We start from the raw sequence: 22577 nt of genomic DNA on the forward strand, positions 1-22577 counted from the left end.
CCCGCCGGACGAAGCTGGACGGCACACCGAGAAGGAAGGTACGCACATGTTCGTCGCGTGGCGGGATCTGCGCTTCGCCAAGGGCCGGTTCGCGTTGCTGGGGACCGTCGTCGTGCTGATGACGTTGCTGGTCGGGCTGCTGTCCGGGCTCACCGCGGGACTGGCCGAGCAGAGCACGTCCGCGATCACCGGGCTGAAGGCCGATCATCTGGTCTTCGCCGAACCCGGCAGCGGCTCGCTCTCGTTTGGACAGTCCACAGTGACCCGCGAGCAGGCCGGGCAGTACGCCCGCGTTCCGGGAGTGACCAGCGCGGAGCCGATCGCGATCAGCACGGCCGGCGCGGCGGGCGGCGGGCGCACCGCGACGGTGGCGGCGTTCGGCGTCCGGAACCCGAGCCCGGGCACGGTCGTCTTGTCCGCGGGGGCGGCTGACGCGTTGCAGGCCAGTGCAGGCGACCAGCTCACCCTGCAAGGCGAGAAAGTCACCGTGTCCGGCATCGACGGAGACGCGTTCTACAGCCATCTCCCGGTCGTGTGGACGCACTTCGCCGGTCCAAACGCGACAGTCCTCGCGGTGACCGCGGACTCCTCCGCCGATCTCGCCGCCGCGGACGCCCGGCTCGGCACCCAGACCGTCACGAAGGACGACGCGTTGTCCGCGATCGGTTCCTATTCGGCGGAAAACGGCTCGCTGCGGCTCATGCGCGGCTTTCTGTTCGTGATCGCGGCACTGGTCATCGGCGCGTTCTTCACCGTGTGGACGATCCAGCGCAGCCGCGACATCGCGGTGCTGAAAGCGCTCGGCGCGACCACGAAGTACTTGCTGCGCGACGCGCTCGGCCAAGCCGCGGTGCTGCTGATCGGCGGGACCGTCCTCGGAACCGGGCTCGCCGCCGCGCTCGGAGCGGTCGCGTCCGGAACCGTGCCGTTCGTGCGCAGCGCCGGCACGGTGCTCGGCCCGGCCGCGGTGCTGATCGTCCTCGGCGTGCTCGGCGCCGCGCTGGCAGTCCGCCGCATCACCTCCGTCGACCCGCTGACCGCCCTCGCCTCCGGAGCGCACTGATGAGCCTGCATCTGTCCGGCATCACCCTCACCTACCCCGACGGCGATTCCCGCCTCACCGCGCTCGACCAGGTCGACCTGCACGTGCCCGCCGGGAACGTCGCCGCAGTGGTCGGACCGTCCGGATCGGGCAAATCGAGCCTGCTGGCCGTCGCCGCGACGCTCATCCGGCCCGATCGCGGACGCGTGGTCGTCGGCGGCGTCGACACGACCGACCTGGACCGGGCCGGGCTGGCGGAGCTGCGGCGCACCACGATCGGGATCGTGTTCCAGCAACCGAATCTGCTCGCCTCGCTCACCGCGGTGGAACAACTCGAAGTCATGGCGCACCTCAACGGAACTCCGCGCCGCGAGGCGACGAAACGAGCGAAGGAGCTGCTCGACGCGGTCGGGCTCGCCGATCGCGCGGCACACCGTCCGGGGCGGCTTTCCGGCGGACAGCAGCAGCGGGTGAACATCGCGCGCGCCCTGATGAACGAGCCGGCCGTGCTGCTGGTCGACGAACCGACGAGCGCGCTGGACCAGGACCGCGGCGCGGCGGTGGTCGATCTGCTCACTACGATCACGCGTCAACAGGCGACGGCAACCGTGCTGGTCACCCACGACCGCTCCCACCTCGAAGGGGTCGACTCGGTGCACGAGGTCGTCGACGGACGGATCCACCAGCCGGCCCGGGCCGGCGCCGAGGAGAACCGATGACGAAGAAGATCTACTGGGCCGCCGCGATCTACACGATCCTCGGCCTGCTGGCCGGGCTCTACTACCGCGAACTGACCAAGGCGGAGCACTTCACCGGCGACACCCAGCTGTCCGTCGTGCACACCCACCTGCTCGCGCTCGGGACGCTGGTGTTCCTGATCGTGCTGGTGCTGGACAAGGTGTTCACGCTGTCGGCGACGAGGTCGTTCGCGCCGTTCTTCTGGATCTACCACGCCGGGATGCTCCTCACCGTCGGCGGGATGGTCGTGCACGGCACGCTCACCGTGCTGGGCAAGGAATCCGGCGCGGCGATCGCCGGGATCGCCGGGCTGGGACACATCCTGCTGACGGTCGCGTTCGTCCTGCTTTTCGTCGGCCTGCACGGGCGGATCGGGAAGGCCGCCGAAGCAAAGGCGTGACGTGAAGGGCTCCTTGCGGGAATCTGCTTCCGGCAAGGAGCCCTTCACGGACTTACCGGCGGCGGAAGGTCAGAGCGGCCAGTCCGGCGCCGGCGAGCGCGATCACTGCCGAGCCGATGAAGGCGACTGAGTACCCCTGCGTCAACGCCGCCGGGTCGCCGAGCGCACCCGCGCCCGAAGCGGCCGCCACAGCGGTCAGCACGGCCAGGCCCAGCGCCGAACCCACCTGGTAACCGGTGTTCACGATCCCCGACGCGAGCCCGCCTTCTTCCGGCCGAGCGGCGGAAATCGCGGCGCTGAGCGACGGGATGAACGCCAGCGACATCCCCAGCGCCGCGACGAGCGACGCGGGCAGGACGTCGGCCCAGAAGCTGCCGTCCGCGCGCACCAGCGCCAGCCAGCCCAGCCCGGCCGCCAGGATCAGCAGCCCGGCGACGATCGGCGGTTTCGGGCCGAAGCGGCCGATCACCCGCGGGGCCAAGGCGATCATCCCCAGCATGATCAGCGCGGTCATCGGCAGCAGCGCGGCGCCGGCCGGGAAGGCGCGGAAGCCGAGCACCTGCTGCAGGTAGAGGTTCAGGAAGAACCACATCGGAATCCAGGCCGCGCCCAAGAACACCTGTGCCAGGTTCGCCGCGCCGAGCCGCGGGACACGGAAGATCGACAGCCGCATCAGCGGAGTACCGGCTTTCGCCTGCCGGACCAGGAAAACCGCGAGCAGCGCGAGACCTGCCCCGAGCGCGATCCCGGTGGCTGTCCAGCCCGCTTCCGGCGCCCGGACGATCCCGTACACCAGCGTGCCCAAGCCGAGCGTGACGGTCAGCGCGCCGAGGAGGTCGACGCTGCCGCGGGCGCCGGTCGCTCCCCTCGGCAGAACGGCGGGAGCGGCGAACAGAGCGAGCACCGCGATGGGCACGTTCAGGTAGAACACCCACGGCCACGACAGGTACTCGGTGAGCACCCCGCCGAGGAACACTCCCGCGGTGCCGCCAGCCGGGGCCGCCGCGCCGTACCGGGCAAGGGCTTTGGTGAGCTCCTTCGGGGTGCCGCCGAAGAGCAGCATCAGCAGCGTCAGCGCGGACGGGGCGATCAGCGCCGCTCCCGCGCCCTGCACGATCCGGCCGGCGAGTTCGACCGGCACGTTCCCGGCCGCTCCGGCGAGCACCGAACCGGCCAGGAGAATCGCCCAGCCGGCGGCGAAAAGCCTTCTGGCGCCGAACAAATCCGACAGTCGTCCGCCGAGCAGCAGCAGCCCGCCGAAGGCGATCACGTAAGCGTTGAAGACCCAGGACAGCGTGCTGGGCGTGAAGCCGAGCGCGTCGCGCATGCGCGGCAGGGCGACGCCGATGATCGAGGTGTCCATGATCACCATGAACTGGGCGAGGGCGAGCAGTCCGAGCGCCCACCAGCGGAGGGTGTCCGGCCGGGTTTCCGGCGGAGTAGTCATCGTTTTCTCTTTCTCTTCAAGGGGATCGGCAGCACGGCATAGAGCTGCTCAGGCCGCGTCGAGGACGAAGGCGGCGGTGCGCACGACGCCCTCGGCCTGGAAGTCGAGGTACAGCAGGTACCGGCCGGTCGTCGGGGCCTCGGCGTGGAAGCGGATTTCCGGACCGGGCTTTCCGTCGTCGAGCGCGTGGATGTGCAGGTAGGCGAGGTCGCCTTGGCGCAGCGCGACCAGGTGGCCGAACGAACCGAGGTACGGCTCCAGGTCGGTGACCGGCTCTCCGCCGCGGGTCACGCGGGCGGTCAGCATCGTCCCGGCACCGGCGGCGAGCGTGCCTTCGAGGGTCACTTCGTAGCCGTCCACCACGCTCTGCGCGACCGGTTCCGCAGCCCGCGGCTGGTAGTCACCGGCCACTTCCACCGTCCGCGACAGGGTCACGCTGTCGCCGCCCGCCGGGGTCAGGCCGGTGAAGACCCGGTACGTGCCTGCCGCGTCCCAGGTCCACGGGATCGTCCAGACGCCGGTTTCCGGGTCGAGCACTGGATGGCGGTGCCGGAAGTGCGCGCCGTCGGTGCGGACCACGATCAGGTGCAACTGCTTGCCGTGCGCCTCTTCGTATTTGGTTACCGGCTGTCCGCCGGCAGTGGTGACGGTGAACGAAAGCTCGCCGTCCTCTCCCGCCCGAACCGGGGCGTGCACCACGCCGAGCTGGACCTCGCCGGTCGAAAGTGCGGTGCCGTTGACGTTCATCGCTTTCTCCTTCGCTCGTTCTCGACGACCCGGACTTTATACCCCTATGGGGTATATGGAAGTGTGTCCTGGGTCTCCTTCCCGGCGACGCGGACCCTTGTCTCGGGCTGTGCCCGGCGTTACGCTTCGTCAACGGCGGTGCGCCCGCACCGCCCGTTCCGTTCGCTCTCGAGGAGGTGCGCGTGCTTCTGACTTCCGGACAGCTCGCCGACCTCCGTCAGCGCACGCGCCAGTCCGCCTGGAACAAGGGGCGCGTCGCGCACGGCTGGCCAACGCGGCACTGAGCGGTCTCCCCGCTCGGTCGCGTTCTCGCACGGGCCCTGGTCCCGTTGCACCCCCACGGTCCCTGACCTCCGCCGAATCGGCGCGTCGGCGGCCGTGGCCCCAGCCGAGAAAAGACGAGAGGAACTCCGATGGTCGACCCCGAGGTGACCGTCAACGGGAAACGCACCGCGATCGGCGCCGTCCCCGTGCACACCACGGCACTGGACTGGCTCCGCGGGCAGGGCCTGACCAGCTGCAAGGAGGGCTGCGCCGAAGGCGAATGCGGCGCGTGCGCGATCCTGGTCGCCCGGCCCGGCGTCGAATCCCCGACCGACCTGGTCGCGATCAACGCGTGCCTCGCCCCGGTCGGCGCGCTGGACGGGCAGGAAGTGTGGACGGCCGAGGGCCTCGGTTCCGCCGAGGACCTGCACCCGGTGCAGCACGAAATGGCCGTGCGCGGCGGATCCCAGTGCGGCTACTGCACGCCCGGGTTCGTCTGCAGTATGGCCGCCGAGTACTACCGCGGCGATCGCGAAGCATCCGGCGACGACCACGCGCCGAACGGTTTCGACATCCACGCGCTGAGCGGAAACCTCTGCCGCTGCACCGGATACCGGCCGATCCGCGATGCCGCACACGCGCTCGGCGCTCCCCCGGCCGACGACCCGCTGGCGCAGCGACGCACGCGAGGCGCACCGAAACCCGTTGCGACCCAGCTGCACCGCGACGGCCGCGCCTACCTGCGTCCGGCGACCTGGGCCGAAGCACTGCAGCTGCGGCACGACCGTCCTAACGCGACCTTCGTAGCCGGGTCGACGGACTGGGGCGTCGAGGTGAACATCCGCGGCGTGCGAGCGGACTGCGTCGTCGCCATCGATCGCGTGCCGGAACTGCAGGCGCTGGACATCGGCGCGGACACCATCGAAATCGGGGCCGGGCTCAGCCTCACCGAAATGGACCGCCGCCTCGACGGCCGGGTTCCGTTGCTGAGCCAGCTGATTCCCCAGTTCGCGTCGCGGTTGATCCGGAACGCCGCCACCCTCGGCGGAAACCTCGGCACCGGCTCGCCGATCGGCGACTCCGCGCCGGTGCTGCTCGCGCTCGGCTCGAGCGTCGTTCTGTCCTCAGTGGACGGAGAGCGCGAGGTGCCGCTCGACGAGTACTTCACCGGTTACCGGCAGAGCGTCCGGCGGGAGGACGAGCTGATCCGTTCGGTGCGGATTCCGTTGCCGCTGGCGGGGACCACCGCGTTCCACAAGGTCGCCAAACGGCGGTTCGACGACATCTCCAGCGTCGCCGTGGCGTTCGCGCTCGACATCGAGGACGGTCTCGTGCGCACCGCGCGGATCGGGCTCGGCGGGGTCGCCGCGACGCCGATCCGCGCGAAAGCCACCGAAGCCGCGCTCGTCGGACAGACCTGGAACGAGGAAACCGTCCGCACCGCGGCGGAAATCCTGCGCGGCGAGGGCACGCCGATGGACGACCACCGCGCGAGCGCCGCCTACCGCGCCGCGACCTTGGGCCGCAGCCTGCTGAAACTTCACGCCGACTCTCTCGAGGGAGCACGAGCATGAGCGCACTCTCCGAACGCCCGGAAAGCCCGTCCATCGGGATCGCCCGGCCGCACGAAGCCGCCGCGGCGCACGTCCGGGGCACCGCGCTGTACACCGACGACCTCGTCGCCCGGACCAAAGACGTCCTGCACGCATACCCGGTACAGGTACCCGAGGCGCACGCGAAGGTGCTCGCGATCCGCACCGAAGCCGCGGAAGCCGTCCCCGGCGTGGTCCGCGTCCTCACCGCAGCGGATGTGCCCGGCGTCAACGATTCCGGCGTGCACCACGACGAACCGCTGTTCCCGTCCGAGGTGATGTTCTACGGCCACGCGGTGTGCTGGGTGCTCGGCGAAACGCTGGAAGCGGCGCGGCTCGGCGCGGCGGCCGTCGAGGTCGACACCGAAGCGCTGCCGTCGCTGGTGACCGTCGGCGACGCGATCGCCGCGGGCAGTTTCCAGGGCGAGCCGCGAGTGGTCGCGCGCGGCGACGTCGACTCGGGGATGGCCGGCTCGGCGCACGTCTTCCGCGGCGAGTTCGACTTCGCCGGCCAGGAGCATTTCTACCTGGAAACCCAGTGCGCGCTGGCGCACCTCGACGAGTCCGACCAGGTTTTCGTGCAGAGCAGCACGCAGCATCCGTCGGAAACGCAGGACATCGTGGCGCACGTGCTGGGCAAGCACAGCCACGAGGTCACCGTGCAGAGCCTGCGGATGGGCGGCGGGTTCGGCGGCAAGGAATGGCAGCCGCATGGATACGCCGCCGTCGCCGCGCTCGGCGCGACGCTCACCGGACGTCCGGTGCGGCTGCGGCTGACTCGCACGCAGGACATGACGATGACCGGCAAGCGCCACGGTTTCCACGCCGAATGGAGCGTCGGTTTCGACGCCGACGGCAAGCTGCAGGCGCTCGACGTCGTGCTCACCGCGGACGGCGGCTGGAGCCTCGACCTGTCCGAGCCGGTGCTCGCCCGGGCGCTGTGCCACGTCGACAACGCGTACTGGATTCCGCACGTGCGCGCGATGGGTCGGATCGCCAAGACGAACAAGACGTCGCAGACCGCGTTCCGCGGATTCGGCGGGCCGCAGGGCATGCTGGTGATCGAGGACATCCTCGGCCGCTGCGCCCCGCTGCTCGGCATCGACCCGGCCGAGCTGCGGCGGCGCAACTTCTACACCGAAGGCCAGGACACGCCGTACGGGATGCCGGTGCGGCACCCGGAACGCATTCACCGGATCTGGCAGCAACTGCTGGACTCCGGCGACGCCGAACGGCGGCAGGCCGAGATCGCCGCGTACAACGCGAAACACGCGCACTCCAAACGCGGCCTCGCGATCACGCCGGTCAAGTTCGGGATTTCGTTCAACCTCACCGCGTTCAACCAGGCCGGCGCGCTGGTGCACGTCTACAAGGACGGCTCGGTGCTGATCAACCACGGCGGCACCGAAATGGGCCAGGGCCTGCACACGAAGATGCTGCAGGTGGCCGCGACCGCGCTGGGCGTGCCGCCGGAGAAGGTGCGGCTGGCCCCGACCCGCACCGACAAGGTGCCGAACACCTCGGCCACCGCGGCGAGTTCGGGCGCGGACCTCAACGGCGGCGCGGTCAAGAACGCCTGCGAACAGATCCGCGACCGGCTGGTCGCCGTCGCGGCGGGCAAGCTCGGCGTGCCGGAAAGCGACGTCCGGATCGTCCGCGGGGCCGCGCGCACCCCGTCCGGCGAGGAGATCGGCTGGGACGAACTCGTGCACGCGGCCTACTTCGACCGGGTGCACCTGTCGGCCGCCGGGTACTACCGGACCGAGGGCCTGAGCTGGGATTCCGCCACGATGAGCGGCTCGCCGTTCAAGTACTTCGCCTACGGCGCGGCGCTGGCCGAGGTGGAGGTGGACGACTTCACCGGCGCGTACCGGACGCGGCGGGTCGACATCGTGCACGACGTCGGCGACAGCCTGTCCCCGCTGATCGACATCGGCCAGATCGAGGGCGGGTTCGTGCAGGGCATGGGCTGGCTGACCCTGGAGGACCTGCGCTGGGACGAGTCCGACCGGCCGACCCGCGGACGGCTCGCGACCCAGGCGGCCAGCACGTACAAGCTGCCGAGCCTGTCGGAGATGCCGGAGGAATTCAACGTCACGCTGCTCGCCGATGCCGCGGAAGAAGGCGCGGTCTACGGCTCGAAGGCGGTCGGCGAACCGCCGTTGATGCTGGCCTTCGCGGTGCGGGAAGCGTTGCGGCAGGCGGTCGCCGCGTTCGGCGAGCCCGGGCACAGCGTCGATCTCGCGTCCCCGGCCACGCCGGAAGCCGTGTTCTGGGCGATCGACCGTGCGGTCGCCCCCGCACCGGTGGTCGAGGAGCAGGTACCGGATCTGGTGGGCCAGCCGTGAACTGGATCAGCGCGGTCCAGCACCTGCGGGACGCGGGGCTGCCGGGCGTGCTCGTCACCGTGACGTCCTCGCGCGGGCACACTCCCCGCGAGGGCGGCGCGAAAATGGTGGTCGGCTCGGCGGAATGCCACGGCACGATCGGCGGCGGCAACGCCGAAGCCGTGGCGATCGAGCGAGCCCGGGAACTGTTGCGGGACAACGCGACCGCGCCGGTGCTGCAAACGCTTTCGCTGTCCGACAAAGCTCCTTACCAGCACGGCGTGCAATGCTGCGGAGGCACGATGACGCTGCTGTTCGAGCCGCTTCCGGTGCGTCCGGCGGTGGCGGTCTTCGGGGTCGGCCACGTCGGCCTGGAGCTGGCGCGGATCCTCGCCCGGCACGAGGTTTCGCTGCACCTGATCGACAGCCGGCCGGCGCAGCTGACCGCGGAACGGCTGGCCGTGCTCGACGACGCGGTGGCGAGCGTGCACGTCCACCAGGTCCCGCTGCTGCCGGAAACGGTGCTGTCGGAGCTGCCGGAGGGCACGCACGTGCTGATCATGACGCACGATCACGCCGAGGACATCGCGCTGTGCGACGCGGCGCTGCGCAGCGGCACGTGCGGGTCGATCGGGCTGATCGGGTCCGCGGGGAAATGGTCTCGGTTCCGCAAGCGGCTGACCGACCTCGGCCACGACGAGGCGGCGCTGTCCCGGATCACGACCCCGATCGGGCTGCCGGAGCTGACCGGGAAGGAACCGGCGGTGATCGCGGTGAGCGTCGCGGCGGCCTTGCTGCAGAAATTCTCCGCGCGGGTCCGGCCGGGAGCCCTTCCGGCGTAAATCGCTTGCCTGCCCCCGGGAGCACGGCTGGGATACGGGGAGACACCGTCAGCTCCTGGGGGCCTTCTGCGATGGAAATCCGGCGCAACAACGACTACGACGTTTTCTTCCGCACCGTCCAAGCCGCGTTCGGCCGGTACTGGCCCGACTCGCCGGGCAGCGGCATCCTGGGCGCGTTCGAGAGCGAACGGAGCTTGCTCGCCTGCGCGCCGGACGGGAAACCGGTCGGCACCGCCGGCGCGTACTCCTTCGACCTCACGCTGCCGGGCGACGTGCTCGCCTCCGCCGCCGGGGTGACCGCGGTCGGCGTGCTGCCGACGCACCGGCGGCAGGGCGTGCTCCGGGAGCTGATGCGGGAGCACCTCGCCGACGTCCGCGCCCGGGGCGAGTTCCTGTCCGTCCTGCTCTGCTCCGAAGCGGTGATCTACCGGCGGTTCGGCTACGGACCGGCGACCTACACGGAGCGGATGACCGTCGAGCGGCACCGCTCTGCCTTCGGCGTCCCGCGCGGAGGTACGGCGGTCGCGACCGGCTCCGTCGAATTGCTCCGCCGCGCCGACTGCGGCGAGCTGCTGGAAGAGATCTACGACCGCTACCGCCGTACGCAGCCGGGCGCGCTGTCGCGGCCGCACCGCTGGTGGGAGCTGGGCGCGGGCCATCCGCCGACCGGCCCGGAGCCGCGGTACCTGGCCGTGCACCGGGACGCTTCGGGAACGGCGGACGGATACGCGAGCTACCTGGTCAACGACGGCACCCTGACGGTCGACGAGGTCATCGCGGCCGACGACGCCGCGTTCGCCTCGCTCACCCAGTTCCTGCTCGGCCACGACCTGGTCGGGAAGATCGAGTTCAAGCACCTCCCGCCGGGCAACCCGCTGCGCTGGCAGCTGGCGGACCTGCGCGCGGGCGAGCCCACCACGACGGACTGGCTCTGGGTGCGCCTGCTGGACGTGCCGCGCGCCCTGACCACCCGCGGCTGGTTCACCGACGGTTCGCTGGTCCTCGACGTGACCGACCCGTTCCTCGAGAACCACGGCCGCTACCGGCTGACCGTGCGGGACGGGAAAGCGGAGTGCGTGCGGACGGACGTCGAACCGGACCTGTCGCTGGACATCAGCGACCTCGGGTCGATCTACCTCGGCGGGACACTGCCGAGCGTCCTGGCCCGGGCCGGGCACATCCACGCCCACAACAGCGACGCAGCCGGGCTGGCGGACACGCTGTTCCGGTCCGACCGCGCGCCGCATTGCGTGCACTGGTTCTAAGCCCCCGCCCGCCCGCACGGACCGGCCGCTACGCCAGCACCTCAGCGGCCAACCGGCGGGCATAAGCAGCATCAAGACCGTACGGGCGAACGGACCTCGCGCCGGACCTGTCGCCCACAACACCGAGGCGGCCGGATTGGCGGACGCGCTGTTCCGGTCCGACCGCGCGCCGCATTGCGTGCACTGGTTCTAAGCCCCCGCCCGCCCGCACGGACCGGCCGCTACGCCAGCACCTCAGCGGCCAACCGGCGGGCATACGCAGCGTCAAGACCGTACGGGCGGAACAGGATCCGGTACATGATCGGAGCCACCACGCGGTCCATCACCGTCTCCGCGGACGGGGCCGCCTCGCCCCGGGCGGCCGCCCTGGCCAGGACGACTTCCACCTGGTCAGCGGCGTACGCCGAGCACTGTCCGGCGTTGCTGCCGTCCGGGTCGCCGAGCAGTGCGTCGCGGATGTACGCGCGGCCCGCGGGTGAGGACATTTCGTCCAGGAACAGTTCGGTCCACGCCGTCAGGTCCGCGGCCAGCGAACCGTGGTCTTCCGGCGGGGCTTCCGGGCGCAGCCGCTCGACCGCGACGTCTGACAGGAGTTCCTGCAGATCGCCCCACCGCCGGTAGATCGTCGACGGCGTGACGCCCGCCCGCGCGGCGACCTGCGGCACGGTCAGCGCGTCCCGGCCCGATTCGGCGATCAGGTCGCGGACGGCGGCGTGCACCGATTCCTGGACTCGCGCGCTGCGCCCGCCCGGACGCACCATCCGCTTCTGGCTCACCGTGCCACTTTAAGCCGCGTCCGTTCCAGGGCATGTCCGGTCCGCAGCAGCACCGGCTCGCCGTACGGCCGGGCGAGCAGTTGCAGGCCGATCGGCATCCCGTCGAGGTCCTCGCCGACGGGCAGGGTCAAGGCTGGCACACCGGTGATGTTCGCCGGGGCCGACAGGCGCACGTACGCGTCCGAGACTGCCTCGACGCTCCCGTCAGACCAGGTGACCGTCTCCTGACCAGCCGGGACGGCGGTCATCGGGACGGTCGGCGCGGCGAGCACGTCGATCTTCTCGAACAGCTGCGCCCACTCCTGCCGCATGAGCGTGCGAGCGCGTTGGGCGCGCAGGTAGTCGCCCGCGCTCATCAGCTCGCCGGCTTCGAGCAGGACGCGGACGTCGGCGGCGTACTGATCCGGCACGGTGCGCAGGCTGCGCTCGTGATAGGCCGTTGCCTCCGGGACCATCAGGCCCCACTGTGCCGCCTGGAGGTAGCGCGTCATCGCGATTTCCACGTCGACCAGCTCGGCACCCAGTTCCGCGAGCTCGTCGACAGCCGCTCGGACGGCGGCTTCCACTGCCGGGTCAACGTGGTCGAAGTAGTAGTTGCCGGGAACTCCGACGCGCAGCCCGGCCAGGTCGCCGCCGGCCGGTAACGACTGTCCGATGAGGACGGACAGCACGAGTGCGGCGTCCTCGACGGTGCGGGTGATCGGGCCGACGTGGTCCAGCGACCAGGACAGCGACGTCACGCCGTTGCGCGGGATGAGGCCGTAGGTCGGTTTCAGGCCGACGACTCCGTTCAGCGCGGCAGGGACCCGGATCGAGCCGCCGGTGTCGGTGCCGAGGGCGAACGTCGCGGTGCCCGAGGCGACGGCCACCGCGGAACCGCCGCTGGATCCCCCGGCGACGCGCGACGGATCGCGGGCGTTGTGCGTCTGCGGAGTCGTGAGGCCGTAAGCGAATTCGTGCGTGTGGGTCTTGCCGAGGAGGACCGCTCCGGCGGCCTTGAGCTGGGCGGCGACGGTGGCGTCCCGCTCGGCGCGATGCCCGGCGCGGACCTGCGAACTGGCGGTGGTCGCGGTTCCGGCGACGTCGATCAGGTCCTTCAAGCCCATCGGGATGCCGTGCAGCGGGCCGCGGATTTCCCCGAGTTCCGCCGCTTCCGCGCGGGCTCGCTCCGCGTCGACCGCGACGTACGCGTGCAGCCGGGGTTCAACCTCGTCGATGCGCGCGAGGACCTCCTCGACCAGCTCGACCGGCGACACGCGCCGGTCCCGGATCGCGGCGGACGCTTCGGCGAGGGTGAGGTCAGCCAGCGACATGACGGCCGCCCTCCTCCACTCGATACGCGGAAGCCGGTGGCGTGTCGCCGAAATCCAGGTCGCGCAGCACGCTCACGACGGAATGGATGTGATTGGCGACGGCCGCCACCGTGGTGTGTCTGGCGGCAGCCAGCGGCAACCCGGCGCGTGCGGCGAGACGAGCCGCCTCGTCGGGAGTCAGTTCGGACACGAGCACTCCTAAAAGCTAAGTGTTTGCGTTAAGCGACGGTAGCCACTATCGTCGCTTAACGCAAACATGTTGCGTTAAGGAGGCGCTGGCCATGTTCTGGACCATCGGCGAGATCACTGTCCACCGGATCGACGAGATCGAATTCCCCGCCGCGACCGGACCGTGGCTGCTTCCCGGCGCGACCGCCGAGGTCGTCGCGCGCGAGGCCTGGCTGCGGCCGGACTTCGCCGACCGCGGCGCGATCCGCTTGCACAGCCACAGTTTCGCGTTCGAGAAGGACGGCACGAAGATCCTCGTGGACACCGGGATCGGCAACGGGAAGACCCGAGCCAACCCGGCATGGCACGACCTCGACACCGGCTACCTCACCGCGCTGGCCGCCGCCGGATTCGCGCCGGAAGAGGTGGACCTCGTGTTGCTCACCCACCTGCACGCGGACCACGTCGGCTGGAACACGCGCGAGCAAGACGGCGAGTGGGTGCCGACGTTCGCTTCCGCCCGGCACGTCACCGCACGCGCCGAACGGGAGTTCTGGGCCGGCTACGACATGGACGGACCGCGGCGGCAGATGTTCGAGGATTCGGTGCTGCCGGTGGAACGCGCGGGACTGCTGGACCTGGTCGACATCCCGGCGGACGGCGTGGAAATCGTGTCCGGCGTGCGGTTGCTGCCGACGCCCGGCCACACCCCCGGGCACGTCTCGATCGAGCTGAGCAGCGCCGGCGAAACCGCGCTGATCACCGGGGACGCGGTGCACCATCCCGTGCAGTTCGCGCACCCGGAGATCGGCGCGTCGGTGGACATCGACCCGGCGGAATCGGACAAGACCCGCCGCCGCCTTCTCGCCGAGCTGGCGGATTCGGGAACTCTCGTGCTGGGCACGCACTTCACCCCGCCCACCGGCGGCCGCCTGATCCGCCACGGCTCCGGTTACCGGCTCGCGGAAAGGCCGTGAAGGACTCCAGGACCACGGTGCGGTGCCGGATGTCGCTAGTGGAGGACTCAATCGACGGCAACTACTCCGCGACCGAGGCAGGGTCGCCGAGCTCCCGCCACACCGCGTCAGCGGGGGCGTGGAGCAGGACGTGGACAGGAAACCTTCTTGCTAGTTCAGGGAATCCGCGGGCTGCTGAGTGCGGAGACGGTAGTCGCTTCGGTCCCCCGTTTTGGGCCCGGACAGCAACACTTCCGGCGGATTCGCGGTGATCGCCACCGTCGCGTCGGCTTCGCTGTGGAAAGTCGGGCAGCTCCGGCCGGGCCGAGACACCGTCACGTTCCGGGAAATCGACCTCGACCAAGCGGCGGCGCTCACCGCGCATGTCAATCAGTTGCTGCATGTCCGGGCGCTGTCTTGAGTTTCGCCTCGCGGTGCAGGGTGTCACCTTCATTCAGCGCCGCGATGATCGCCTGGTGATCCATTACCCGGCCGAAACCGCGCCGGATGGTGCGGAGGGTGGCGCGGTGTGCTTCGGCATTGTCCGTCGCGTTGACGTCTGAACCGAACACGATGTGGTAGCCGAGGAAATAACCGGTGCGAGCGGTGGATTCGCAGCAGAAGTTGGTAAGCGTGCCGCAGACGATCAGCGTCCGAATTCCCTGACAGCGCAACGCGTAGTCCAGATCCGTGCCCGCGAAGGAATCGTACGTGTGCTTCGCGGAGATAATGCGCTCGTCGTCCCGCGGCTTCAACCCGTGGTACAGCTTGGCGCCAGGCGTGCCCTCCGCGATCGCGCCGTTCGCGATCGGCGGCCAGAAGGCGTAGAAGTCGTGTGCGACATCCGGGGCGATCGTGTGCTCGGTGTAGAGCACCGGCACCCCAGCCTCCCGGCACGCCTCGATCAACGCCTGCACCCGCGGCAATTGCCGGTAGGCCTCCGGCACCCGCATCGGGCCGTCCGGGCGGACGAAATCCTCCTGGAGGTCCACCACGATCAGCGCGCATTCTTCGGGCTTGATCTCGAACGCCCAGTGCTTGTCCGTAGCGTAGTCCGCATCGGCGGCCGCGATCTGCTCGCGTTCGCCGTCGAGAAGCTCCTCCTCGCTGCGACCGTAAGCGTCCAGATACTCATTCAACGGGTGCACGAACTTCCTCCTCCGCCTTCTCCGCCACTGCACCGAGATCGACCGACTTCGTCTCCTTCGCGATCAGCGAGGCGACAAGCGAAATCAAGCCCATCACCGCCAGGTACGCCCCGATCGCATACCCGGTGCCGAATTTCGCGTACAGTCCGATCGCGATGATCGGCGCGAGCGAACCAGCCAGCACCGACGCCAGGTTGTACGCCAGCGAAACGCCGGAATACCGCACCTCAGTCGGGAACAACTCCGCGAAGAACGCCCCGATCACCGAGCTGTACGCGGCGAAGATCAGCAACCCGCCGGCCACCGCGACCGTGATCAGTCCCGGACTCCGCGTGTCGACCAGCGCGAAAAACGCGAACGCCCAGCCGATCGTGGCCACCGAAGCGACCACGTAGATCGGCCGCCGGCCGACCCGGTCGGCCAGCAGCGCGAACAGCGGGATCGTCACCACCGCGCACGCCTGGCCGGCCAGCACCGCCGTCAACCCGACCGAACTGTCCATTTTGAGCACCGTCGTGACATAAGTGATGACGAACAACGAGAACAGGTAGAATCCGGCGTTCTCGCCGAAACGCGTCGCCGCCGCGAGCAGCACACTTCGCCAATGCTTGCGGACTACGACGCCGGCAGGCAGTCCCTTGGGCTTCGGCGCTTCCTTGAACAACGGAGTCTCCGCGACGTAAAGCCGCAGCCACAACCCGATCAACACCAGCACCGCGGACAATCCGAACGCGATCCGCCAGCCCCAGGACAAGAATTGCGCGGACGGCAGCATCGCGCCGAGCACTGCCAGCACGCCGGCCGCGAGCAGGTTGCCCAGCGGCGGCCCGACGTTCGGCCACGAAGACCAGAACGCCCGGCGCGCGCTGCCGCCGTGTTCGGACACCAGCAGCACCGCCCCGCCCCATTCGCCGCCGAGCGCGAAACCCTGCACCAGCCGGCAGCCGACCAGCAGCAGGGGCGCGAGCACGCCCACCGCCTCGTATGTGGGCAGCAGAGCGATCAAGAACGTCGAAGCGCCCATTAACACCAGGCTGGCGATGAGCGTCGACCGCCGTCCCTTGCGATCGCCAAGGTGACCGAGCACCACCGCGCCCAGCGGCCGGGCGAGGAAGCCGACGGCGTAGGTGGCGAAGGCCAGCACCGTGCCGACCAACGGGTCGTGCGACGGGAAATACAGCTTGTTGAAGACCAAAGTGGACGCGGTGCCGTACAGAAAGAAGTCGTACCATTCGACGGCGGTGCCGGCGAGACTCGACGCCGCCACCACCCCCAGCCGCGTGTGCGGGCGTTTTCTGTTACGTTCGCGAGAGGTATCGGCCATTTCGGCTCCTGGAGTCGGAGGGTCCGTGACGCGGATGAAGTGCTGATGCCGGAAGCCTCGGTGGCTGTTGGCGCAGCCACCGAGGCGCGTTCCCCCCTTGGGAACTACCTCAGAAGAACCAGTGCACAGGCTCGTTGGCCCGGTCGGCGAGGTCCGCGAACCGTCCCCCGTGAAACGCCAGCGGTTCGCCGTCGCGCTCGCACACACTGCGCACGTGCCCGAACACGACCACGTGGTCGCCGGCGACCAGATGCCGCTCGACGTCGCATTCGAGGTGCGCGAAAGCGTCCGGGATCACCGGCACGCGGTGCCTGCCCTCGGTCACCTCGAGCCCGGCGAAGTGGTCCTCGCCGCGGCGGGCGAAGCGGAGCGCGAGCTGTTCCTGCCGCGCGGACAGGATGTTGACCGCGAACCGGCCGGCTTCGACGACCGCGTCGGTGCTGCGCGCGCCGATCGTCAGGCACACCAGCAGCAGCGGCGGGTCCAGCGAAACCGAGGTCAGCGAGTTGACGGTCATCCCGTGCGGCACCCCCGCCGCCCGGGTGGTGACCACCGCGACGCCGGTGGCGAAACGCCCCATCGTTCGGCGCATCGTTATCGGGCCGACCTCGGCCTCGGAAGTCGACGGAGTGGTGATCATGGCGTTCTCCTTGGGGAGGATCTCGGGAGCGCTGAGCGCGGTTCTCCCCGGGACCAGCGCTCCCGAGCGGGTTCAGGCGGGGTAGCGGACCTCGAACGTGACGACCCCCTCGTCGGTCCGCCACGGGCCGTGCGGCATGCCCGGCGGACGGCAGGCGTACATCCCCGCGGTGAACGTGCGGCCGAGCGTGAGGTCGGTGAACGAGCCCTCGAGGATGTAGACCTCCTCCCAGAAATCGTGTTTCTGCACGCCCATCGGCGTCGAATCGGCCCCGGGCTCGTACCGCAGGATCCGCGTCGCCACGCCGGTTTCCGGGTCCTTCGCGAGAATCCGCTCGGTGATCTTCGGGTCGTCGCCCGGGCACACCGTGAAGGGGACTTCGGTCACCGGGAAGAATTCGTGTTCCGGTTTGTTCATCGGGCGGTCGCTCCGTCGAGGTCGTAGCTGGAAAGGAAGGCGTCGATGTCGCCGAGCGCGCCGTCGAAGCCGTAATTGCGGAAGGCGTAGCCCTTCACCACGAACGGCGCGCCCGCGTAGAACATCTCGTATTGGTGGTGCCGCCCGGCGAATTCGCTGCCGACGACGTCCCAGGCGAGCTTGAACAGCTTCACCCGCTCCTCGGCGGGCGCGGACGGGCTGTAAATGTATTTGTCGATATCGGCGCGGGTCTCCGGGTTCGTCAGGTCCGCGACGCTGGAGGGCACCTGCAACACCCCGCCGCCGACCAGGTCGCGCAGGATCGCCAGCAGCCGCGGGTACAGCTCGGCCTGCAGCCCCATCGCGCCGTAGACGGCGCGCGCACCAGGCCGCCACATGCCGTTCTCGTCCGGCTCCGCGGTGTATTCCGCCGCCAGCACCGCGGATTCCACAATGGACGCGAGACTCGCCAGCTCGCCGAGTTTCTCGACCACGCCGGGGAATTTGTCGACCCCGTTGACCGCGGCGACCTTGCGCGCGAGCCCGGCGATGAACTGCGTCTTCACCATGAACCGGATCTGCGCCTGCCAGTTGCCGAACACGTGCGCACCGGTGTCGAAGAACTGCCGCCGCAATCCCGCGACATCGCGGTAGACGAAGACTCGCTCCCACGGAACGAAGACGTCGTCGAATACCACCAGGGCATCGGTTTCGTCGTAGCGCGAGGTGAGCGGGTAGTCGTATTCGCTCGTGGCAGCCGGGGCGTACGGACGGCGGCAGTAGAGCTTAAGCCCCTCCGCGTCGACCGGAACCGCGAAGCCGAGCGCGAAATCCGCGTCCTCCGGTCCGAGCGGCTTGATGCAGGACACGAAAATCTCGTCGGCCACCGCGCCGCCGGTCGCCAGCATCTGCGCACCGCGGATCACGATGCCGTCCTCGCGCTCCTCCGCGACGCCCGCCTGGATCAGGTCGCCTTCCCAGGCGTGCGCGGTCGTCGCCCGCGACACCTGCGGCGGAATGATCGCGTAGGACACGTACAGGTTCTCTTCCAGCACCCGCTTGTGGTACGCGGCGATGTTGGCGGAAAAGTCCCGCTCCCCTTGCGAAAATGCCTCCGGGTGTGCGGAAAACGCCGCGACGAAAGCGCCGACGTGGTCCGGGCTGCGGCCGACCCAGCCGTGCGTGTGCCGCGCCCACGTCGTCGCCGCTTCGCGGTAGGCCTTCAGGTCTTCCCGGCTGCGCGGCGGCGTGAACAGGCGGTTGACCGCGGCCCCGGTCGCCGGGTCGGCGACCTGGATGCCGGTCTCGGGGTCGGCCGCGAGGTCGAACAGTTCCGCGATGGTCTTCGCGATCGGCGCGAACGCCGGGTGGTGGGCGACGTCCTCGACCGGCGCGCCGTCGAGGTAGATCCGCCGGGGGCCTTTCAGTGCGGCCAGATAGTCGGCTCCGCTGCGCATCACTCGCTCCTCTGTTTCGTTTCGTACGCGTGGGTCAGGGTCGGGCCGCCGGGCAGCTCCAGGTGGACGCGCCAGTACGCGCCGTAAGCGAATTCGCCGCCGAGCAGCGGCAGCGTGCCGCAGTACAGCGCGAAGTCGCCCTCGACCGGGCCGAGCCGGTCGAGCAGGTCCGCCGGATGCCGCAGCGCGGCCAGTTCCCCCTTCTGATACGGACATCCGTCCACACTGGAATCCGCGACGACGTGGTTCCAGTCCGGAATGGACACCCCGGGCCCGATCTCGGCGACCACCTCGCCCAGCGGCTTCGGACAGGCCGCTTTGGACAGGGCCACCCCGTCCCGCTCGAGATCGCGGTCGGTGTGATCGGACCCGACCCCGAGGAAATACCGCCCCTGATGCCGGATCAGCACCGGCTCGACCTCGCCGGACGTCCCCGGCGCGGACACCCCGACGACCGGCTCGGTGGTCAGCAATTCGGGGTCGAGATGGTAAAAGGCGGGCACCGATTCCGGCCTCGGCACGCCGATCGCCTCGAGTTCGGCGATGTGTTCCTCGACCGCGGCCTCGTCGCTTCCGGTGTACCCGGCCACCACCAGCCGCGCCGGGGCGAACGCGAGTTCCTCCCCGGTTCCCGCGACGTGCAGGGCAATCGTGCTCATACTCCCGCTCCCGTGAAGTCTGCTGTGGACACCGGCCACCGCCGGTCGGCCAGCACCGGGAATTCCGCCCGCACGGTGTCCACAATGGATTGGTCTATTTCGCAGCGCAGCACCTCTTCGCCGGTGCCCGCCTCGGCCAGCACCGCACCCCACGGATCGACGATCCGGCTGGTGCCGGCCAGCTCGACGCCGCCGTGCTGGGTCCCGGCCGCGTTCGCCGCGATCACCAGGACCTGTTCTTCCACCGCCCGGCACGAGGTGAACATCCGCCAGTGCTCGCGCCGCGCCGCCGGCCACGCCGCCGGAACCACGACTGTCTTCGCGCCGCGGTCCACGAGTCCGCGCCACAATTCGGGAAACCTGAGGTCGTAACAGGTCGTGGCCCCGATCGGCCCGAATTCCGTTTCCGCGACGCTGAGCGTTTCGCCCGGCGTAAGCAATTCCGCTTCCCGCGACGCATATCCGAACACGTGCACCTTGCGATAGGTGTGCGCGATCGTGCCGTCCGGGGCGAGCAGCACCGCGGTGTTGAACAGCCGCCCGGCCTCGTCGCGCTCGACCAGGCTGCCCAGGTGCACGTGCGCACCCAGCCTCCGCGCCCACTCGCGTCCCGCCGCGACCGTCGGCCCGTCGAGCGATTCCGCTTCGCCTGGATACGCGTCGAACGAGAAATACCCGGCCGCCCACAACTCCGGCAGCACCACCAGATCGGCCCCGCGCGCCGACTCCACCAGCCGCCCGGCCCGCACCCGGCGGTCCGCAGCCGTCTCGTCCGGCGGGCTGGCCAGCTGCACCAGCGCGACTTTCACAGCCGCTCCCCGACCCGCAGCGCCGTCATCGTGCTGGACAGGTGCTTCGCGAGCGCCTCCCCAGCCGCGGCCGGCTCGCCACCGCGCAACGCTTCGACAATCGCCGCGTGCTCCGCCAGCACCGTGCCCGCCCGGGTCTCGCTGCCCGCCACCGCGCGCAACCCCATCCGAACCTGCCGCTCCCGCAACGATTCGTAGAACTCGGCCAGCACCGGATTGCCCGCCCGCCGCACGATCGCCCGGTGAAACGCGCGGTCGAACTCGATGAACCGCACCGGCTCGTCCACCACCTCGCGCTGCTTCGCGAGAAGATCGTCCAGCTCGGCGAGGAAGCCTTCGTCGACGCGCTCGGCGAGCTTGCGGACGCACCAGTCCTCGACCAGCTCGCGCGCCTCCATCACCGCCCGCACCTCCGCGTCGGAGATCGGCGGCACGAACGCGCCCTTCTTCGGCACGATCTCGAGGAACCCTTCGGCCTCGAGCCGCAGCAGAGCCTCCCGCACCGGCGTCCGGGACGTCCCCGCCGCCTCGGCGACCTCCGATTCGGTCAGGAACGTCCCGCCGTCGCGGGGCAGCTCGGCGATGCGCTGCTTGAGGAACCGATAGGTGACGTCCTGCGCGGAGCCGGCCCGCCCAGCCTGTCGTACACTGCTCATGGACAAGATGTATACATCACGCATGGCAGCCGGGCAAGGCTGGTTCGCCGAGGTTGAGCCGACGGCGGCCGTCGTCTCGCCGTTGCGGGTCCCTCGTCTTCACCCCCGGCGGACGTGGTCACCTCAGCCTCACCAGCTAGCCGGAAAGTGCCTTCTTGGCACCATGATCACCGCCGCTTACGGTTCCGGAGTCGCTCTCGCACCACCTGCCAGGAGCCCTCCGTGAACCACTTCGTCATCGCCGGCGCCCGCGTCTTCGACGGCGAGACCTCGCTCGGAATCGTGGACGTGGAAGTCGCCGACGGGAAAATCGCCGGCGTCGGCGAGCGGCCCGAGGGCGCCGACCTCGTCGACGGGTCCGGGGCGACCCTGCTGCCCGGCCTCATCGACGCGCACACGCACACCGACGCGGAGGCGCTGCGGCAAGCGTTGACGTTTGGCGTCACCACCGAATTCGACATGCTCTCGATGCCGCAGCAGATGATCCCGTTGCGCCGCAAGGCCGCCGCCTCGAACGACCTCGCCGACGTCCGTTCCCCGTCGATCGGGCTCACTCCCGCCGGCGGACATCCGCAGCAGCTGAGAAAAGGCGAAGGCGACCCGCCCTGGCCGACCGCCGCGAGCCGGGAGGAGGTAGCGGCCTTTGTCGAGGACCGGATCGCCGAGGGAGCCGACTATCTGAAAGTCCTGGTGGAGGACGGTCGGCTGTTCGGGAGCGCTCCTCTGCCGCGCCTCGCTCCCGAACTGGTCGCCGCGACGGTCCGCGAAAGCCACCGGCGCGGGAAGATGGTGCTGGCGCACGCGATGACTGTGGAGACTGCCGAGCAGGTCGTCGACGCTGGAGTGGACGGTCTGACGCATCTCTTCTTCGATCGGCCGCACACCGCGGAGGTGGTCGGAAAGATCGCTGCTGCCGATACGTTCGTCATTCCCACGCTGACGGTGATCGCATCGATCACCGGCGAGCCCGCCGGCCGCCGGCTCGCCGAGGACCGGCGGGTCCGCCCCAAGCTGGCCGCGGAATGGCGGGAGAACCTGTCCGGCGCGATGGCGACCATCCCGCGCGAGCACTTCGGCTACGCGCTGGAAACGCTGTCCGCGCTGAAAGAAGCCGGAGTCGACGTCTTGGCGGGCACGGACGCGGCGCACCTCGGCGCGCCGGGAATGGCCCACGGCGCCAGCCTGCACGACGAACTCCGCCTGCTGACGACCGCGGGCTTCACCCCGACGGAAGCCTTGCGGGCAGCGACTTCCGTCCCGGCCCGGCGCTTCGGACTGGCCGACCGCGGCCGGATCAAGCCGGGCCTGCGCGCGGATCTCGTGCTGGTCGCCGGCGACCCGACGGTCACCATCGGGGACACTCTTTCGATCCGGCGCGTGTGGCGGAACGGATCCTGAGGCGCGTCATCCCGCTGGTGCCGGACGCGGCAGCTGCGGTCCACGCGCAGCCCTGGGGCCCACTGTGCGGGTGGACTCTTCCCCCTCGCCCGGGTGAATTTCCGCCCGCCCCGACCAGGACGGGCGGGTTAATACTCCAGCTGTAGTTCGTGATCGGGTGCTGGTTGTTGGTGTCGCTGCTGGTAGTGGCTT

The 22577-nt window shown here is 69.9% G+C and carries 23 protein-coding genes; 10 read left to right on the forward strand and 13 right to left on the reverse strand.

What is annotated here, in order from left to right:
• Positions 1-46: 46 nt before the first annotated feature.
• Genes L942_RS00205 through L942_RS00215 form a run of 3 tightly spaced genes read left to right on the forward strand, consistent with a single transcriptional unit; the run spans position 47 to position 2180 of the window.
• Positions 47-1063, forward strand: a complete 1017-nt coding sequence (locus L942_RS00205; RefSeq protein ID WP_037353194.1) for an ABC transporter permease — start codon at positions 47-49, stop codon at positions 1061-1063.
• Positions 1063-1761: an ABC transporter ATP-binding protein gene (locus L942_RS00210; RefSeq protein ID WP_037353196.1), complete on the forward strand. Its 699-nt coding sequence runs from the start codon at positions 1063-1065 to the stop codon at positions 1759-1761. The genes L942_RS00205 and L942_RS00210 overlap by 1 nt, the downstream gene beginning before the upstream one ends.
• Entirely contained in the window at positions 1758-2180 is a 423-nt protein-coding gene (locus L942_RS00215; RefSeq protein ID WP_037353198.1) for a DUF2871 domain-containing protein, read from the forward strand. The genes L942_RS00210 and L942_RS00215 overlap by 4 nt, the downstream gene beginning before the upstream one ends.
• 52 nt (positions 2181-2232) lie before the next feature.
• On the opposite strand, the gene L942_RS00220 is transcribed toward L942_RS00215, so the two are convergent.
• Together L942_RS00220 and L942_RS00225 are read right to left on the reverse strand one after the other, a co-directional pair.
• Positions 2233-3627 carry an MFS transporter gene (locus L942_RS00220; protein ID WP_037353200.1) on the reverse strand — a complete coding sequence of 465 codons (1395 nt, stop codon included), beginning with the start codon at positions 3625-3627 and terminating at the stop codon, positions 2233-2235.
• Positions 3628-3675: 48 nt separating this feature from the next.
• Positions 3676-4374: a hypothetical protein gene (locus tag L942_RS00225; protein WP_037353256.1), complete on the reverse strand. Its 699-nt coding sequence runs from the start codon at positions 4372-4374 to the stop codon at positions 3676-3678.
• A gap of 413 nt (positions 4375-4787) precedes the next feature.
• On the opposite strand from L942_RS00225, the gene L942_RS00230 reads away from it, so the two are divergent.
• The 4 genes from L942_RS00230 (at position 4788) to L942_RS00245 (ending at position 10664) form a co-directional block, all read left to right on the forward strand.
• On the forward strand, positions 4788-6212 hold the full coding sequence (locus L942_RS00230; RefSeq protein ID WP_037353202.1) for a xanthine dehydrogenase small subunit: 1425 nt from the start codon (positions 4788-4790) through the stop codon (positions 6210-6212).
• Positions 6209-8578 (forward strand): xanthine dehydrogenase molybdopterin binding subunit, encoded by a 2370-nt coding sequence (gene xdhB / locus L942_RS00235; protein ID WP_037353204.1) that lies wholly within the window; start codon positions 6209-6211, stop codon positions 8576-8578. Before L942_RS00230 ends, xdhB begins: the two co-directional genes overlap by 4 nt.
• A complete protein-coding gene (xdhC, locus tag L942_RS00240) occupies positions 8575-9399 on the forward strand; it encodes a xanthine dehydrogenase accessory protein XdhC (protein WP_037353206.1) in 825 nt (274 codons plus the stop codon). The genes xdhB and xdhC overlap by 4 nt, the downstream gene beginning before the upstream one ends.
• A 71-nt stretch (positions 9400-9470) precedes the next feature.
• Positions 9471-10664: a GNAT family N-acetyltransferase gene (locus L942_RS00245; protein WP_037353207.1), complete on the forward strand. Its 1194-nt coding sequence runs from the start codon at positions 9471-9473 to the stop codon at positions 10662-10664.
• Between the two features lie 221 nt (positions 10665-10885).
• On the opposite strand, the gene L942_RS00250 is transcribed toward L942_RS00245, so the two are convergent.
• Genes L942_RS00250 through L942_RS00260 form a run of 3 tightly spaced genes read right to left on the reverse strand, consistent with a single transcriptional unit; the run spans position 10886 to position 12943 of the window.
• Positions 10886-11440: a TetR/AcrR family transcriptional regulator gene (locus L942_RS00250; protein WP_037353209.1), complete on the reverse strand. Its 555-nt coding sequence runs from the start codon at positions 11438-11440 to the stop codon at positions 10886-10888.
• Positions 11437-12753 (reverse strand): amidase, encoded by a 1317-nt coding sequence (locus L942_RS00255; RefSeq protein WP_037353212.1) that lies wholly within the window; start codon positions 12751-12753, stop codon positions 11437-11439. Before L942_RS00255 ends, L942_RS00250 begins: the two co-directional genes overlap by 4 nt.
• The gene (locus L942_RS00260) at positions 12740-12943 is read right to left on the reverse strand and encodes a hypothetical protein (protein ID WP_200862660.1); all 204 of its coding nucleotides are present in this window, start codon (positions 12941-12943) and stop codon (positions 12740-12742) included. Before L942_RS00260 ends, L942_RS00255 begins: the two co-directional genes overlap by 14 nt.
• Before the next feature lie 91 nt (positions 12944-13034).
• Between L942_RS00260 and L942_RS00265 the strand changes: the two genes are divergently transcribed.
• Both L942_RS00265 and L942_RS00270 read left to right on the forward strand, forming a co-directional pair.
• A complete protein-coding gene (locus L942_RS00265; protein WP_051165634.1) occupies positions 13035-13898 on the forward strand; it encodes an MBL fold metallo-hydrolase in 864 nt (287 codons plus the stop codon).
• A gap of 211 nt (positions 13899-14109) precedes the next feature.
• Positions 14110-14298 (forward strand): hypothetical protein, encoded by a 189-nt coding sequence (locus tag L942_RS00270; protein ID WP_037353217.1) that lies wholly within the window; start codon positions 14110-14112, stop codon positions 14296-14298.
• On the opposite strand, the gene L942_RS00275 is transcribed toward L942_RS00270, so the two are convergent.
• The 8 genes from L942_RS00275 to L942_RS00310 form a co-directional block, all read right to left on the reverse strand.
• Positions 14264-15025 carry a cysteine hydrolase family protein gene (locus L942_RS00275; protein ID WP_235078814.1) on the reverse strand — a complete coding sequence of 254 codons (762 nt, stop codon included), beginning with the start codon at positions 15023-15025 and terminating at the stop codon, positions 14264-14266. The two genes, L942_RS00270 and L942_RS00275, sit on opposite strands and share 35 nt — an antisense overlap.
• Positions 15009-16349, reverse strand: a complete 1341-nt coding sequence (locus L942_RS00280; protein WP_037353219.1) for an MFS transporter — start codon at positions 16347-16349, stop codon at positions 15009-15011. Before L942_RS00280 ends, L942_RS00275 begins: the two co-directional genes overlap by 17 nt.
• Positions 16350-16458: 109 nt before the next feature.
• Positions 16459-16989 (reverse strand): flavin reductase family protein, encoded by a 531-nt coding sequence (locus L942_RS00285; protein ID WP_037353222.1) that lies wholly within the window; start codon positions 16987-16989, stop codon positions 16459-16461.
• Positions 16990-17061: 72 nt separating this feature from the next.
• Entirely contained in the window at positions 17062-17406 is a 345-nt protein-coding gene (locus L942_RS00290) for a cupin domain-containing protein (protein WP_037353225.1), read from the reverse strand.
• A complete protein-coding gene (locus L942_RS00295) occupies positions 17403-18863 on the reverse strand; it encodes a 4-hydroxyphenylacetate 3-hydroxylase family protein (RefSeq protein WP_037353228.1) in 1461 nt (486 codons plus the stop codon). The genes L942_RS00290 and L942_RS00295 overlap by 4 nt, the downstream gene beginning before the upstream one ends.
• Complete coding sequence (locus L942_RS00300; RefSeq protein WP_037353231.1) at positions 18863-19522, reverse strand: DUF2848 family protein; 660 nt, start codon at positions 19520-19522, stop codon at positions 18863-18865. Before L942_RS00300 ends, L942_RS00295 begins: the two co-directional genes overlap by 1 nt.
• Positions 19519-20331 carry a carbon-nitrogen family hydrolase gene (locus L942_RS00305; protein ID WP_037353234.1) on the reverse strand — a complete coding sequence of 271 codons (813 nt, stop codon included), beginning with the start codon at positions 20329-20331 and terminating at the stop codon, positions 19519-19521. Before L942_RS00305 ends, L942_RS00300 begins: the two co-directional genes overlap by 4 nt.
• Positions 20328-20987 carry a GntR family transcriptional regulator gene (locus tag L942_RS00310; RefSeq protein ID WP_037353236.1) on the reverse strand — a complete coding sequence of 220 codons (660 nt, stop codon included), beginning with the start codon at positions 20985-20987 and terminating at the stop codon, positions 20328-20330. The genes L942_RS00305 and L942_RS00310 overlap by 4 nt, the downstream gene beginning before the upstream one ends.
• A gap of 222 nt (positions 20988-21209) precedes the next feature.
• On the opposite strand from L942_RS00310, the gene L942_RS00315 reads away from it, so the two are divergent.
• On the forward strand, positions 21210-22385 hold the full coding sequence (locus L942_RS00315; RefSeq protein ID WP_037353238.1) for an amidohydrolase family protein: 1176 nt from the start codon (positions 21210-21212) through the stop codon (positions 22383-22385).
• Positions 22386-22577: the final 192 nt, after the last annotated feature.

It is taken from the genome of Amycolatopsis orientalis DSM 43388, from assembly GCF_000411975.1.
GTDB lineage: Bacteria > Actinomycetota > Actinomycetes > Mycobacteriales > Pseudonocardiaceae > Amycolatopsis > Amycolatopsis orientalis_D.

Excerpts from the sequence above, each read along its gene's own strand:
- L942_RS00280 (WP_037353219.1), bottom strand. The coding sequence starts at position 16,349 with ATGGCCGATACCTCTCGCGAACGTAACAGAAAACGCCCGCACACGCGG.
- L942_RS00290 (WP_037353225.1), bottom strand. The coding sequence starts at position 17,406 with ATGAACAAACCGGAACACGAATTCTTCCCGGTGACCGAAGTCCCCTTC.
- L942_RS00310 (WP_037353236.1), bottom strand. The coding sequence starts at position 20,987 with ATGAGCAGTGTACGACAGGCTGGGCGGGCCGGCTCCGCGCAGGACGTC.
- L942_RS00220 (WP_037353200.1), bottom strand. The coding sequence starts at position 3,627 with ATGACTACTCCGCCGGAAACCCGGCCGGACACCCTCCGCTGGTGGGCG.
- L942_RS00215 (WP_037353198.1), top strand. The coding sequence starts at position 1,758 with ATGACGAAGAAGATCTACTGGGCCGCCGCGATCTACACGATCCTCGGC.
- L942_RS00285 (WP_037353222.1), bottom strand. The coding sequence starts at position 16,989 with ATGATCACCACTCCGTCGACTTCCGAGGCCGAGGTCGGCCCGATAACG.
- L942_RS00210 (WP_037353196.1), top strand. The coding sequence starts at position 1,063 with ATGAGCCTGCATCTGTCCGGCATCACCCTCACCTACCCCGACGGCGAT.
- L942_RS00225 (WP_037353256.1), bottom strand. The coding sequence starts at position 4,374 with ATGAACGTCAACGGCACCGCACTTTCGACCGGCGAGGTCCAGCTCGGC.
- L942_RS00295 (WP_037353228.1), bottom strand. The coding sequence starts at position 18,863 with ATGCGCAGCGGAGCCGACTATCTGGCCGCACTGAAAGGCCCCCGGCGG.
- L942_RS00265 (WP_051165634.1), top strand. The coding sequence starts at position 13,035 with ATGTTCTGGACCATCGGCGAGATCACTGTCCACCGGATCGACGAGATC.
- L942_RS00300 (WP_037353231.1), bottom strand. The coding sequence starts at position 19,522 with ATGAGCACGATTGCCCTGCACGTCGCGGGAACCGGGGAGGAACTCGCG.
- L942_RS00245 (WP_037353207.1), top strand. The coding sequence starts at position 9,471 with ATGGAAATCCGGCGCAACAACGACTACGACGTTTTCTTCCGCACCGTC.
- L942_RS00255 (WP_037353212.1), bottom strand. The coding sequence starts at position 12,753 with ATGTCGCTGGCTGACCTCACCCTCGCCGAAGCGTCCGCCGCGATCCGG.
- L942_RS00230 (WP_037353202.1), top strand. The coding sequence starts at position 4,788 with ATGGTCGACCCCGAGGTGACCGTCAACGGGAAACGCACCGCGATCGGC.
- xdhB (WP_037353204.1), top strand. The coding sequence starts at position 6,209 with ATGAGCGCACTCTCCGAACGCCCGGAAAGCCCGTCCATCGGGATCGCC.
- L942_RS00205 (WP_037353194.1), top strand. The coding sequence starts at position 47 with ATGTTCGTCGCGTGGCGGGATCTGCGCTTCGCCAAGGGCCGGTTCGCG.